The following is a 13990-nucleotide window of genomic DNA, read 5'->3' as shown; positions in this document are numbered from 1 at the left end:
ATACCGGCCAGCCCAGGCATATCTCCCATTTATTCTCGTATTTTATATAATAGAGACAGAGAATAAATGGGGTGAAAATGATGCAGTTGGAAGAATTAATGAACAAGCATTATAAAAAATTGAACGAAAACGACTTTCATGTTTTGAAATATATTTTGAACCATCAAGACACTTGCTACAAGCTGGGCATCAACGAATTAGCAAAGAAATGCAACGTATCCCGCACATCGATTTTAAGGCTTTCTCAAAAATTGGATTTCAGCGGGTACAGTGAGTTCAGGGTGTTTCTGAAATGGGAGGCCGAGAAACGGGAAGAAGAGCGGGAAGATTGCCGTTCCTTTGAATGCCTCATGAGGGATATGGAAGCAAGCATGAAGTATTTGAAAAATACGGATTTGCGCAAGATGTGTCAGCTCATTGACGAAGCAGACCGCATTTTTGTCTATGGTTCAGGTACCGCTCAGACCACGTGCGCTTATGAGCTGCAGCGAATGTTTGTTTCTCAGCACCGTTATTTGACGGTGATCAAAGATCAAATCGATTTCGACCTCATGTTTCCTGATTTTAGCCCGGCCGATCTGATCATCATCATTTCGCTGTCAGGAGAAACCCCGTCGCTGATTCCGCAGGCACAGTCTCTGTCGGCAAAAGGCATTCCTTTTATCTCTTTGACTAATTTGAAAAATAATCTGCTCGCCCAGCTCACGCCTTACAATCTCTATGCGCCGAGCCAGACGGTGACGGTTTATCCAAAAACGGAGCTGACAGCTTTTGCGCCCTTTTTTCTCGTTGGGGAAGCGCTGTTTCGCAGCTATGTCGACTATGCTGAAGAAAAGAAAAATCAGGAATAACAGGGGGGATTCGCATTGATGCAAAAAGTACAGCGATTCGGAAGCGCCATGTTTGTGCCGGTTTTGCTATTTGCCTTTGCCGGGATCGTCGTGGGCCTCAGCACATTATTTAAAAATGAGCAGCTGATGGGAGCGCTTGCCCGTCAGGACACCTTTTGGTATCAATTCTGGTATATCCTTGAAGAAGGCGGCTGGACTGTCTTCAGGCAAATGCCGCTGCTGTTTGCGGTCGGAATTCCGATCGCACTGGCGAAAAAAGCGCAGGCGAGGGCATGTTTGGAAGCGCTTACTACCTATCTGACCTTCAATTATTTTGTCAGCGCCATTTTGACAGTATGGGGCGATTTTTTCGGTGTTGATATGACACAGGAAGCCGGAGGAACAAGCGGACTTGCGGAAATCGCCGGCATCAAAACCCTTGATACGAACATTATCGGGGCGATTCTGATTTCATCGATTGTCGTTTATATCCACAATCGCTACTTTGATAAGAAGCTGCCCGATTTTTTAGGAATATTTCAAGGCTCTTCATTTGTCGTTATCATTTCATTTGCGATCATGCTTCCGGTAGCGCTTGCGACCGCGTGGATTTGGCCGATGGTGCAGGGCGGCATTGCGTCGCTGCAAAGCTTCCTTGTCGCCTCAGGAGCATTCGGTGTATGGGTTTACACATTTTTGGAAAGAATTTTGATCCCTACAGGCCTGCATCACTTCATCTACACGCCATTTGTTTTCGGCCCGGCCGTAGTTGAAGGCGGAATTGTCACCTATTGGGCGCAGCATCTCAGCGAGTTCTCGGCAAGCTCTGAGCCGTTGAAAGAGCTCTTTCCTCAAGGCGGATTCGCGCTCCACGGAAACTCTAAAATCTTCGGAATTCTGGGGATCGCGCTCGCGATCTATGTAACAGCCAGAAAAGAAAAGAAGAAAATCGTTGCCGGTCTGCTGATTCCGATCACGCTGACAGCGGTGATTGCGGGGATCACGGAGCCGATCGAATTTACGTTTTTGTTCATTTCGCCGCTGCTGTTTTTCGTACACAGTCTCTTGGCCGCGACGATGGCAACCTTGATGTATGCTGCAGGGGTTGTCGGAAATATGGGCGGCGGTTTAATCGAGATTTTAACGCTCAACTGGATCCCTCTGTTTCATCAGCATGGCAGCACTTATATTTTTCAAATTTTGATCGGCTTGTCTTTCACCGCCATTTACTTCTTCGTATTCAGGTTCTTGATTGTAAAATTGGATATCGCCACACCGGGGCGTGAAAAAGACCAGCAGCAGGAGACCAAATTTTATTCGAAAAAAGAATACAAGGCGAAAAAAGAGTCCGAAAAAGAGGTTTCTGCTGCGCAGGAAATGGATGAAACCGATCAGGCGGTTCTTTGCATCAAAGCGCTCGGCGGAAAAGAAAACATAGCTGAAGTGACGAATTGTGCGACAAGACTGAGAGTCAGCGTGTATGATGAATCGAAAGTGGAGCCGGACAGTACGTTTAAGTCATTTGGCGTTCACGGTGTCGTCAGAAACGGAAAAGCCTTGCAAATTATCATCGGTCTTTCGGTTCCGCAAGTCCGTGAAAGGGTTGAGAAGCTGCTGGATCAATCATAATTGTGCCGGGGAAAATAGCATCTCCTGAAACGACAAATGCAAGTTGCGGAGACTTGCATGTACGATTGGGGGATGCTCTTTTGATGCAGAGACAAGCTAACGCTTCACAGGTTATCCGCATTAGCTCGCTGCATGCCAATTCCCGTTTATTATCTTTTTTTGCAGTTCAGCACGTAAATTTCATTCTTCAGCTGTTCAGATGTTTTAATGACGACTTTTTCGCTGCCCTGAAAATCCAATATGCCGTCGTATCTTTCGATGACTTCGTCAATATGTTTGAAGTGGCGGACATGGGCGCGAGAATCATAGTTAGGCACAGAAATCACCATATCGCTCCCTTGAGGAAGACTTGATAAAAACGCCTTGTCTTTCTCGATATGCTCTAACACTTCCAGCAAAACAAAAACATTGTATTTTTGCAGCATCCGGACGATCGCCTCGTCATATACATTCCCTTCGATGAAAGTAAACGAGGGATTATACCTTTTGGCTTCTTCAAGCATTCCTTTGGAAAAATCGATGCCTAAATATTTTCTGTATCCTTTGTCATATAAAAGCTTTGCGAATCTCCCTGTGCCGCAGCCAATATCAACAATCGTTTCATCTTTGGATTCCGGCAATAGACGTGCAGCTTCTTCATACACCTTTTTCCAAGGACTTTTTTCAAGCGGAATCAGATGTCGGTCAATAAATTGATCATAAAACTCAGCGGGCATTTCCGTTCCCATGTTTTTCACCTCGAAATCTTTTAAATCATCAGTAATAGAAATATATGTCCGAAAAGAAAATGCGTGCGGGAACAATCCCGCCGGATAAGAAAAATGGATCCATTCATCACCGTTTCCGCTGCTCCAAAAAATCTATTATCGCGTCTGCTATTTCTTGTGCGCGCGCATGATAGGTATGCCGCGAATGAACGAGACGGTAGCCGTTGTCTGTGATACGCTGCCTTTCTTTTTCGTTTTGAAGATAGTATTTTACTTTATCATAAAAGTCTTCAACTTCACAAGCAATGAAATGGGTGCCGTCTTTAAAACCAAGATCGTAAATATCTTGATTTGGTTCCGCCAGCAACAACGTTCTGCAGGCAGGAGCTTCAAAAAATTTCAACAACGGGTAGCGAAGGGTGCTTCCGCACGTGAAAAATATCTTGGCCCTGTTCAGTTCCTGGGCATACTTTTCATTCAAAAAAGCCTGCTTGATTTCTTCTTCATCAGTTATGACATTGCCGGGATGGGGGTGGTGAACAAACCCTTCTTCATGCTTCATGGTCTGCAGTACAGCCTCCCTAAAAAGGTATTTTCCTTTTGGGGGGTATCTTTTGTTTCCTTCATGCACGAGTCCCATGAGCAAATAGTCTATCGTTTTTTTCAACTTCCAGTCCTTGAATATTTCTGGATCAACTGCCCATGGAACCCATCTGAATTTTTCTTCATACTGGGGATATTCATTTAAAAAATGCTCTTTTGTCACTGAAAAAATTAAATCAATTTGGTTTTCTTCGAAATAGCTGCTTCTGATCTGTTGATTAAAATGAGAATCGATCACAAACGCGCCGGTGGGGATGTTTGTATCCTTGAGCCCCCTTATGTTTGGGGATAATGAGAAGCCGTAGGCAATGTCGTAGTGGAAAATGAAATCAGGGCGAAATTGGATTTTGTCCAAAATATCCGGAAGATAGCCGTCTGTATGCCAGTACATGACTTCGGCAAACTCCTCCAGAGATTTCATCATTTTATACTTTACTTCATGTTTGGGCATGGTCTTCCAAAACGTTTTAATCAGAACTAATATTTTCAAGCATCTCCGCATTTCTTTCTCCTCTCAGGAAGTAATCTTTCCCTATTTAATATATGAGGATTAAAAATTGATGTTCAGGCAAGCATGAAAAAGGCGGGGATCTGAAAAATATGCGGAATAAAACGGCAAAACAAAAAGGCGATGCACCTGAGATGCACGCCTTTTTTAATGATTTTCCCGTTCATTGGCGCCGTCCGGATCGATCCATTCCTGCGACCATTTTTCCATTCCTTTAAGGACCGATTCGAGCGCCTGTCCTTTTTCAGTCAGGGAGTATTCGATCCGTACCGGAGTTTCTGGATACACGTGCCGGTGGATGATGCCTTCGTGTTCGAGTTCTTTTAATCTTTCGGATAACAGCCTTCCGCTGATGGGAAGGGAAGATTCTATATGGCAAAACCGCTGCGGGCCGTTAAGAAGCTGGTGAATGATGAATCCATTCCAGCGCTGACTTATCATTTTCATTCCTTTTTCGAATTTCGGACATAAAGATGATAGGCTCATATTTCTCACCTCTCTAGGTCTATTATAACGGTATATCAATGAATGAGCAAAGCTCATAAAATGTCTTGACGTAAGTTTCTTATTTATATATACTAACTTACACAAAGTAAGTAACGAACGAAAAAAGGAGGACACTGCAGACTTCTTATGCGGATGATATGTTGATAGATGGATAAAGTTGGTGTACGTCATTGGTCTTTTAAATAAAAAATAAACTAGAGGAGAAAATAATGAACAACAAATACGAATTAGGTGCATTTATTTTACGTTTGGTTACCGGTCTTACATTTTTGCTTCACGGTCTTTCAAAATTTCAAGGCGGGATTGAAAATACTGTAGGATTTTTCAGCAGTGTCGGAATTCCGGGCTTTCTCGCCTATATCGTAGCGATTATCGAATTGGCCGGAGGGGCTTTAATGATTCTCGGGCTCGGTACGCGTGTGATTGGCCTTTTATTTGCGATTGTCATGCTGGGGGCCATTTTCACTGTTAAGCTATCCGCCGGATTCATGGGAACGGATGGAGGCGCAGGCTATGAATTTGATGTAGCGCTTCTTGCAATGTCTATATACTTGGGCTTGAGCGGAAGCCGCATGCTGTCTCTTGATGGTTTATTCCGTTCCAAAGGGCAGGAGAAACCAAGGAAAGAAGGAAAAACAGATGACGCAGCAAATCCACCCGGGCACTGAGCTCGGATATGTGAAGCTGAAGGTGAGCCGTCTTGAAAGATCGGTTTCTTTTTACAGGGATGTGATCGGTTTTCAAGTATTAAAACGTGACGGAAAAACGGCGGAGTTCACAGTTGACGGGAAAAATCCGCTTCTGATTATTGAGGAAATTCCAAATGCTGTTGTGCTGCCTGAAAGATCGGCAGCAGGCCTTTATCATTTTGCCATTTTGCTTCCAAATCGCAAGCAGCTCGGCATGGCTGTGAAGCATTTGCTCCGCTCCGGCATTGAACTCGGCCAGGGAGATCACCTTGTCAGCGAGGCGCTTTACTTGTCAGATCCTGATCAAAACGGAATTGAAATCTACCGGGACCGCCCGTGCGAGGGCTGGAAGCGTGATGAACAGGGGAACTACGTGATGGGTACGGAGCCGGTTGATGTCCAAGGTCTTCTTGAAGAAGCCGATGGTCACGAATGGCAAGGTCTTCCCCCTGAAACAAAAATCGGACACGTCCATTTTCACGTCAAGGATTTAAAGCTGGCGAAAGAATTTTACCACTCTGTGCTGGGATTTGATATTACAGGAGATTATCAACACATGTCAGCGCTTTTCGTCTCTGCCGGAGGCTACCATCACCATATCGGCTTAAACATCTGGGCCGGACAACATGCGCCATTTGCTCCACTTAATGCGGCAGGCATGGCATATTACACGGTTCTTCTCCCGAGTCAGGCGGAATTGGACCGCATCGTGAAAAAACTGAAAAGCTCAGGTTATGCCGTTGAGCATCAAGAAAACGCATGGTTTGTTAAAGACCCGGCTTCAGGCATTGATATCAGGTTGACTGCTTGAAAAGGCGAAACTTTAGTTTCGCCTTTTTTTTATGCCATTCAATCAAAGGACAACAATAGCAAAGAATGAGAATAAACAGACATTAATAACAAAGATTCAGGGGCGGCAGCTGTGCTAACATGAATTTGAAAAATTGGAAATGAAACAGGGGTGAAGGTTGATGGCAAAAAGCCTGACTGGCAAGGCGAAACATCCGCCTGTCTGGAATCCGAATGTTGACGGCGGGCGGTTTTGCAATCCCGTTCTTTTCATGGACTACTCAGATCCCGATGTCGTTCGGAAAGGCAGCGACTTTTTTATGGCGGCCTCGAGTTTTTCCTGTTTTCCCGGAATTCCCGTTTTGCACTCGACAGATTTGGTGAATTGGTCTTTGATCAGCCATGTGTTTGACGAGCTCCCCTTCGGCGAATACGAGGCCCCTGCTCACGGCAAAGGAGCATGGGCGCCGAGCATTCGGTACCATAACGGGGAATTCCTGGTGTATTTCGCTACGCCTGATGAGGGAATCTTTATGAGCAAAACATCAGATCCGTTTAAAGGATGGGAGCCTCTCATACACGTCAAAAAGACAAAGGGCTGGATTGATCCTTGTCCATTTTGGGATGACGACGGAAATGCCTATTTGATCCACGCCTATGCCAACAGCAGAATCGGAATCAAGAGCAAGCTGAATCTCTGCCGAATGAAAAAAGACGGAACGGCATTGGAAGACGATGGCGAGATCGTCTTTGACGGTACGCTGAACCACCCTACCATTGAAGGGCCGAAACTGTATAAAAAAGACGGCTATTATTATATCTTTGCCCCGGCTGGAGGGGTGAAGACAGGCTGGCAGACGGTTTTGCGGAGCAAGCAGATTTACGGTCCCTATGAAGATAAGGTTGTCCTCCACCAAGGAAATACAGCGATTAACGGTCCGCACCAGGGAGGCTGGATTGAGCTTGATTCCGAAGAATCATGGTTTATCCACTTTCAAGATCGCGGAGCATTCGGCAGAGTAGTGCACCTTCAACCTGTCCGGTGGATCGACGGCTGGCCGTTGATGGGCGAAGACATAGACGGCGACGGGATCGGCGAACCTGTTTTGCAATGGGAAAAGCCGAAGACAAACGCCAAAGAAGTGAAACAGCCCTTTGACCATGCCAATGATGATTTTTCTTCAGATCGCCTAGCGCTTCATTGGGAATGGGAAGCGAATCCGAAGCAAGACTGGTACTCTCTCAGCGCCAGTCCCGGCCGGCTTCGCTTGTACAGCCGCGGCATCCCGCATCCGTTCAAACTGAGCCGTCTGCCGAACCTTCTGATGCAGAAATTTTCGGGCCCAAGCTTTACAGCAACGGTCAAATTGTCGCTAATCGCCTTCTCGGACACTATGCTGGCCGGCTTGGCTGTAATGGGAAGGGAATACGCCTATCTCGGCTTTTCGAAATCGGAAAACGGCTATCGGCTTTCTGTATACAAAGGCCGTATGGAAGGTGAGCAGGAAGATGTCAAAACAGAAGAGCACGGTGTACAGGCGGAAACGGTCTATTTGCGCGTGACTGTTGATGAACAGGCGGTGTGCCGTTTCAGCTACAGCATGGATCAGCGTCATTTCACACAGATTGGGGATTCGTTTCAGGCTGTTCCCGGGCGATGGACGGGTGCCAAGGCAGGTGTATATTGCACGGATACCGGAGGAGCAGACGGACAGGACGGCTGGTGCGATATCGATTGGTTCAGGGTCGAACCGGCAGGAGGGGAATGTCATGAATGGTGAACACACATATACGAACCCGGTGTTGACCGGTTTTCACCCAGATCCTTCAATTATCAGAGTCGGGGAAGATTTTTACATGGTGAACTCAACGTTTCAGTATTTCCCGGCAATCGTTATTTCCCACTCTAAAGATTTAGTCCATTGGAAGATCATCGGCCACGGAATTACGGAGAATGACGGATTGGATCTGTCTGATATCAATGATTCACACGGCATTTGGGCGCCCGATATCTCGTATCATGACGGAACCTTCTACATTTTCGCGACACACAGGCTGAACGGACCGACCGTCATCAATGGACGAGAGCTGATCCGCAGACAGATCATGATCAAGTCCAGCCGTCCTGAAGGCCCTTATTCAAAGCCCGTTTTCATTGATGAAGGAAGCGGCATCGATCCGTCTCACTTTGTTAATGACGACGGGAAACACTATATGCTGCTCAGTCCTGCTTGCACGCTCTTTCCTTTAAATGACGAGTGCACAGAAGTTTCCGGCGAGCCGGTTCAGATTTGGGAAGGGACCGGGAGAAGGGCGCCTGAAGGGCCGCATGTGCTGAAAAAAGACGGGTATTACTACGCGATATTGGCGGAAGGAGGCACCGGATATTCCCACTCGATCACGACAGCCCGCTCGACGCATTTGTACGGTCCTTATGAGCCCTGCCCGTATAACCCGATATTAACGCAGACAGACCCGGATGCTCCGATTCAAAGAGTGGGGCACGGCAAGCTCGTTGAAACCCAGAATGGAGAATGGTGGGCGGTGTATCTATGCGGGCGGCCCAATGAGGGAAACTATACAACGGTTGGCAGAGAGACCGCTTTGGATCCCGTCGAATGGAAGGATGACGGCTGGTTTGTCATCAACGGCTTGAACGGCCCGAGTCTGATCCAGCGCGCTCCCAACCTTCCTCCGGTCAAATGGGATGAAAAGACTTTCGACGATTTTGACGATGATACGCTCGGTCTTGACTGGCAGTTTGTCAGAAATCCCGACCATTCAGGCTGGTCTTTGACCGAAAGACCGGGATATCTCAGGCTATGGACAGGTGATTGGGATTTACACGACATCCGCGCAAAAAATACGGTCGTCAGAAGGGAAAAGCACCACCAATACAGCGCCGGCGTGAAACTCGACTTTTCACCTGCGGCGTCCGGCGAGCAAGCGGGGATCGTCTGCTACTACAGCACGCATAATTATTTGAAATGCTGTCTGACCTATGAAGAAGGATTAAAGATCAAGGTCATGGAAAATCGCTCCGGCTTCCAAAAAACGCTTGGGGAAAAACATGCCGAAGCCGGCCCGCTGTATTTAAAAGCCGTCATCAATAAGCAAAAGAGGGATTTTTACTACAGTTATGAAGGGAAGCATTGGCATCACGCAGGCGGTACTTATGATGCCCGTTTCTTAAGCGATGAGGGGGCGCGTGACGCAAAAGGACATACGGGAACGATGGTGGGGGTATTCGCCAATAATGGCGGAAGCGGCAGAAAGGCCGTCGCTGATTTTGACTGGTTCCGTTATACCGCATATTAAATGTCTCTGCTTTTTTTCCTGTATTGAAGCGGCGGGATGCCGACGATTTCTTTAAATACTTTATTAAAGTGGCTGATATGCTTAAAACCGGTATCCGCGGCGATGTCCAATATTTTCTCGTCTGTATCACGAAGCCGTTTTTTCGCTTCGCGGATTCTGATATGCCGGATATACTCCTGAAGATGAAAGCCGGTCACTTTTTTAAACACTCTGCTTAAATATGATGGGCTGATATAAAATTGTCCGGCCAGCCCGTTTAATGTCATCGTTTCTTGAAAGCTGCCATTGATATATGAAGCGATTTCCGAGATTTTTTCATCCATCGGGTGAAGCGGCCGTGTTTGATTGCGTCCGCCTCCCGCAAGGCTCCGGTAAATGGTAAAAAGCAGCTGAAACAATAGCGCCCTCACGACATCTTCGTGTCCTTCTTTTTTCAGCTTGCACTCCTTCTTCATCTCCATCAGCAGGTGTTCGACTGCCGCCTGTTCACGGAGGGAAAATGCGATGAAATTTTGATGTTCCGGAAACGGAAGCAGCCGATAATGGCTGCACTCAAGCAATGGTTCAATGAAATTGTGCGAGAAATTAATCAGGATGCGTTCGAACTCTTGAACTTCCGTGCTTGACGTTCGGTGGAGGTCGTGGGGGTTGATGATGATCATCGAGCCTTTTTCCGCGGTATAGACGCTTTGGTTAATAAAATACGTGCGTTCTCCGCTGAGCAGATAATACAGTTCATAGCCTTCATGAACATGCGGCGCGTTCATCTCGGTAAATCCTTTTCTCTGCATATATTGAATCGAAAAAGAATGCTCGGCTATGAAATATTTAGGATGGAGCATGTCGGGCATTCCTCCTTGAAAACGTTTTCTTATCAAGCGGGAGGGATCATATGAAAAAGTTATGTTGCCTGATCTTGATCTTGGTTTTTTCAGCGGGCTGCACGCAGCAAAAGGCGTCAACAGAAGAGGGCGGGGCGCTTGAAATCGATTGGCTCGTACCGCTCCACACGCCGCAGCCTCCGAAGGAGAAGGCGCTTGATATCATTGAAGACAAAACGAATACAAAGCTGAAGCTCATTTGGGTTCCGGATTCAACAAAAGAAGAGCGGATCAATACAACGCTTGCTGGCGGAAGCATGCCTAAAGTGATGACATTGCCTGATCTTGAAGATTCAGCGGTTGTCAGCGCGCTGCGTTCGGGAATGTTCTGGGAAATCGGTCCGTATTTAAAAGACTATCCGAATTTAAGAACGCTTGATAAAACCATTTTAAAAAATATCTCGGTTGATGGCAAAGTTTACGGGATCTATAGAGAAAGGCCGATGGCCAGACAGGGAGTCGTGATTCGGAAAGATTGGCTCGACAATCTCGGCTTGGAAATGCCGGAAACCGTTGATGACCTTTATAAAATAGCAAAAGCGTTCACAGAACAGGACCCCGATCAAAACGGAAAAGACGATACGATCGGTCTTGCCGACCGCAATGATCTCACCTTCGGAGCGTTTAAAACCTTGGCTTCGTACTTTGGCGCACCGAATGAATGGGGGACCGACAAAGACGAAAATCTGTTTCCTTATTTTAAGCATGAGGCCTATAAAGACACAATGGCATATATGAAAAAGTTTTATGAAGAAGGCCTGATGAACCGGGACTTCGCGGTGACAAGCAAAACGCAGCAGCAGGATTTAGTGATTCAGGGAAAAGCGGGAATCTACATCGGCGCAATGAGCGATGCCATGAACTTGCGTGATCAGGGACTCGCTTTGAATCCCGAATTTCAGCTTGAGATCGCAAACCGGATCAAAGGCCCCGACGGCAAGGAGCGCACATGGGCGCTCGGCGGTCATGGCGGGATGTTCGCCATTTCGAAATCAAGCGTCAAGACTGAAGAAGAGGTCAAAAAAATTCTCGCATTTTTTGACAGAATTGCTGAAGAAGACCTCAACAATTTAATGCTGTATGGAATAGAAGGCGTACACTATGAAAAGAAAGGCGACAGCGGCTATTTTCGAAAACAGGAATACTACCATCTGTGGGAAGCGGAAATTCAGCCGTTAAACCAGCTGATCGGCATCAATAAACAAGCTTTAAAAAGCGCTGAAGATCCACTGCGCGCCAAAAATGAAAAGCTTGAGGAGGACAACCGGGCAATCGCAGTCCAAAATCCGGCCGAACCGCTGTATTCCGCCGCACAGATGGACAGGGGAACAGAATTGAAGAAAATCATCGATGACGCCACATTCAAATTTATTCTCGGGGAAATCAATGAAAAAAGCTTTGACAAGGCAGTCGTAAAATGGGAGAAGCATGGCGGCGGAACGATGATGAAAGAGCTGAATGAAGATCTGAAAAAGGCAAACTAAACAGAAAAACCCTTTCCGTTTTTTCAAAAGGAAAGGGTTTTTCATCATATTTGCTCCAAGTTCATTTTCTTTAAATTCTGCAAAATAAACAATATAATTCCATCAAAGGACGAAAAGGAGGAAGCGGTATGCAGACTGCCGTTATATATGCACACCCAAATCCAAAGAGTTTCAACGGAGCCATTTTAAATCAAGTCATAAAGGCGCTTGAGGACGGTAAGCATTCTTATGACGTCATTGATTTGTATAGAGACCGGTTTGATCCCGTTCTATTATTTGATGAAAAGAAAAGGCGTTCTGATATGAAGCGCGACCCGGAAACCGCCGAATATCGAAGAATTGTCAAAAACGCCGACCATCTGATTTTCATTTATCCGCTTTGGTGGGGCGGGATGCCGGCGATCATGAAAGGATTTATTGACCGCGTTTTTGTAGCCGGAGAAGCTTATACATATCAAGGAAAGCTGCCAAAAGGCCTGCTGAAGGCGCCTACGGCTTCGGTTTACTACACGGCTGACGCCCCATCATGGTATTTGCGGTTTTGGCGGCGGGATGCCGACTGGGTGACGGTTAAAGATGTGATGTTGAAGTTTTGCGGCGTACGGCGGGTAAGGCGACTGCTGTTTGCCGGTGTGAAAGACAGCTCCGACGGAAAACGAACGCAATGGCTTGACCGTGTCTACCGGTCTATAGCTCCTGCAGATCGGGGGATCAGCGAATGAAAAAGGATCTGAAATGGCTGGATTGGGCAAAGGAAATTCAAGCCATCGCCCAGGCGGGGCTTGCCTATACAAAAGATGACTTTGATCGTGAACGTTTTGAGCGGCTTCGCGAGTTGAGCTGTGAAATTATCGCCGATTATGCGGAAACCGATTTCTCAAAAGTGAAAGAGCTTTTTGCCGGAGAATCGGGCTATCAAACACCTAAAGTCGATGTGAGAGCCGTGATTTTTAAAGATCATAAGCTCCTCCTTGTCCAGGAAAAAGCAGACGGTAAATGGGCGCTGCCAGGCGGATGGGCAGACATCGGCTTTACGCCGAAAGAAATTGCGGTTAAAGAAACGCTTGAAGAGACAGGTTTGAAAGTCAAGGCGCACAAACTTTTGGCGGTCATGGATAAAAAGCGCCATAACCACCCTCCTTCCGCCTTCCACATCTATAAGCTGTTTATTGCCTGTCAAATTGTCGGAGGCAAGGCGGAAGCGGGGATGGAAACGCAAAACCTTGGTTTTTTCCCATTGGAGAATCTGCCTGAATTATCTGAAGCAAGGAATACGTATGAACAGATCGAATACCTTTTTGGAAAGCATGATGCAGTGTATTGCGACTAGGGGAGGAACAGACAATGGATCAGTTGAAATATCCGATCGGCACTTTTTCAAAACCGCTTGAAGCGGAAGAAAGGGAACGGAAAAAATGGATCGGGGATCTGAAGCAAGCGCCGCATCTCCTGAGTAGCGCGGTGGCGGGACTAAATGAAGAACAGCTTGATACGCCGTACCGGACCGGAGGCTGGACTGTCCGGCAAGTCGTTCACCATCTTGCCGACAGCCATATGAACGGCTATATTCGAAGCAAATTGGCACTGACTGAGGAGGCGCCTTTGATCCGCACGTTTGACGAACAGAATTGGGCCGGACTTACCGATGCCAGAACGCTCGATCCGGCTTTGTCGCTGGCGCTTTTGAACACGCTGCATCTGCGCTGGACCGCTTTTTTTGAATCTTTAACAGAAGCGGATTTTGAAAAAGCGTACATTTATCCTGACACAGGAGAGGAAATGAAGCTGTATCAAGCGCTCGCTCTCTATGTGTGGCACTCACACCACCATATTGCCCATATTACAGAGCTTCGAAAAAGAATGGGTTGGAACTGAAAAAACGCGCCGCTGCGCGTTTTTTGTTTACCGTTTGTTTTCAGGGGGGATGGTTAACACTAACATAACAGCAGAATCGTTGGTTTTTGCTTTTTCTAGCCGGTAAATTAAGGTAAGATATATGAGTTATCACTCAAAACGTGATGGATTTATCCTGTGATTAGAGAGAA

At 46.7% G+C, this 13990-nt stretch carries 14 protein-coding genes; 10 read left to right on the top strand and 4 right to left on the bottom strand.

Annotation, left to right across the window (positions count from 1 at the left end):
* Positions 1-80: 80 nt before the first annotated feature.
* Both M1D90_RS17725 and M1D90_RS17720 read left to right on the top strand, forming a co-directional pair.
* Positions 81-851: a MurR/RpiR family transcriptional regulator gene (locus tag M1D90_RS17725; protein ID WP_020450601.1), complete on the top strand. Its 771-nt coding sequence runs from the start codon at positions 81-83 to the stop codon at positions 849-851.
* A gap of 15 nt (positions 852-866) precedes the next feature.
* Entirely contained in the window at positions 867-2459 is a 1593-nt protein-coding gene (locus M1D90_RS17720; RefSeq protein WP_026580632.1) for an alpha-glucoside-specific PTS transporter subunit IIBC, read from the top strand.
* A gap of 149 nt (positions 2460-2608) precedes the next feature.
* On the opposite strand, the gene M1D90_RS17715 is transcribed toward M1D90_RS17720, so the two are convergent.
* From M1D90_RS17715 to M1D90_RS17705, 3 genes are all read right to left on the bottom strand, one after another.
* Positions 2609-3187, bottom strand: a complete 579-nt coding sequence (locus M1D90_RS17715) for a class I SAM-dependent methyltransferase (protein WP_026580631.1) — start codon at positions 3185-3187, stop codon at positions 2609-2611.
* A 106-nt stretch (positions 3188-3293) separates the two neighbouring features.
* Complete coding sequence (locus M1D90_RS17710) at positions 3294-4271, bottom strand: glycosyltransferase family protein (RefSeq protein ID WP_456282933.1); 978 nt, start codon at positions 4269-4271, stop codon at positions 3294-3296.
* 153 nt (positions 4272-4424) lie between these two features.
* Entirely contained in the window at positions 4425-4763 is a 339-nt protein-coding gene (locus M1D90_RS17705) for a winged helix-turn-helix transcriptional regulator (RefSeq protein ID WP_020450605.1), read from the bottom strand.
* A 230-nt stretch (positions 4764-4993) separates the two neighbouring features.
* Here M1D90_RS17705 and M1D90_RS17700 point away from each other — a divergent pair, with 230 nt between their 5' ends.
* The 4 genes from M1D90_RS17700 (at position 4994) to M1D90_RS17685 (ending at position 9580) form a co-directional block, all read left to right on the top strand.
* Entirely contained in the window at positions 4994-5452 is a 459-nt protein-coding gene (locus M1D90_RS17700; RefSeq protein ID WP_048350624.1) for a DoxX family protein, read from the top strand.
* Positions 5424-6284: a VOC family protein gene (locus M1D90_RS17695; protein WP_456282932.1), complete on the top strand. Its 861-nt coding sequence runs from the start codon at positions 5424-5426 to the stop codon at positions 6282-6284. The genes M1D90_RS17700 and M1D90_RS17695 overlap by 29 nt, the downstream gene beginning before the upstream one ends.
* A gap of 160 nt (positions 6285-6444) precedes the next feature.
* The gene (locus tag M1D90_RS17690; protein ID WP_095293027.1) at positions 6445-8043 is read left to right on the top strand and encodes a glycoside hydrolase family 43 protein; all 1599 of its coding nucleotides are present in this window, start codon (positions 6445-6447) and stop codon (positions 8041-8043) included.
* Positions 8033-9580, top strand: a complete 1548-nt coding sequence (locus tag M1D90_RS17685) for a glycoside hydrolase family 43 protein (RefSeq protein ID WP_456282931.1) — start codon at positions 8033-8035, stop codon at positions 9578-9580. The genes M1D90_RS17690 and M1D90_RS17685 overlap by 11 nt, the downstream gene beginning before the upstream one ends.
* Here M1D90_RS17685 and M1D90_RS17680 read toward each other — a convergent pair.
* Positions 9577-10422: a helix-turn-helix transcriptional regulator gene (locus tag M1D90_RS17680; protein WP_020450610.1), complete on the bottom strand. Its 846-nt coding sequence runs from the start codon at positions 10420-10422 to the stop codon at positions 9577-9579. The genes M1D90_RS17685 and M1D90_RS17680 overlap by 4 nt on opposite strands.
* Positions 10423-10472: 50 nt before the next feature.
* Here M1D90_RS17680 and M1D90_RS17675 point away from each other — a divergent pair, with 50 nt between their 5' ends.
* The 4 genes from M1D90_RS17675 to M1D90_RS17660 all read left to right on the top strand — a co-directional run bounded on the left by M1D90_RS17675 (position 10473) and on the right by M1D90_RS17660 (position 13820).
* Positions 10473-11945 carry an extracellular solute-binding protein gene (locus tag M1D90_RS17675; protein WP_145625014.1) on the top strand — a complete coding sequence of 491 codons (1473 nt, stop codon included), beginning with the start codon at positions 10473-10475 and terminating at the stop codon, positions 11943-11945.
* Positions 11946-12073: 128 nt separating this feature from the next.
* Positions 12074-12667, top strand: coding sequence for an NAD(P)H-dependent oxidoreductase (locus M1D90_RS17670; protein WP_145625012.1), 594 nt, complete (start codon positions 12074-12076; stop codon positions 12665-12667).
* Complete coding sequence (locus tag M1D90_RS17665) at positions 12664-13275, top strand: NUDIX hydrolase (protein ID WP_048350617.1); 612 nt, start codon at positions 12664-12666, stop codon at positions 13273-13275. The genes M1D90_RS17670 and M1D90_RS17665 overlap by 4 nt, the downstream gene beginning before the upstream one ends.
* 14 nt (positions 13276-13289) lie before the next feature.
* A complete protein-coding gene (locus M1D90_RS17660; RefSeq protein WP_020450614.1) occupies positions 13290-13820 on the top strand; it encodes a YfiT family bacillithiol transferase in 531 nt (176 codons plus the stop codon).
* The last annotated feature ends 170 nt before the right edge of the window (positions 13821-13990 follow it).

Source organism: Bacillus sp. JZ34 (assembly GCF_053903205.1).
The sequence above is the reverse complement of the archived record's forward strand: the minus strand, read 5'-3'. Positions and strand labels throughout refer to the sequence as shown.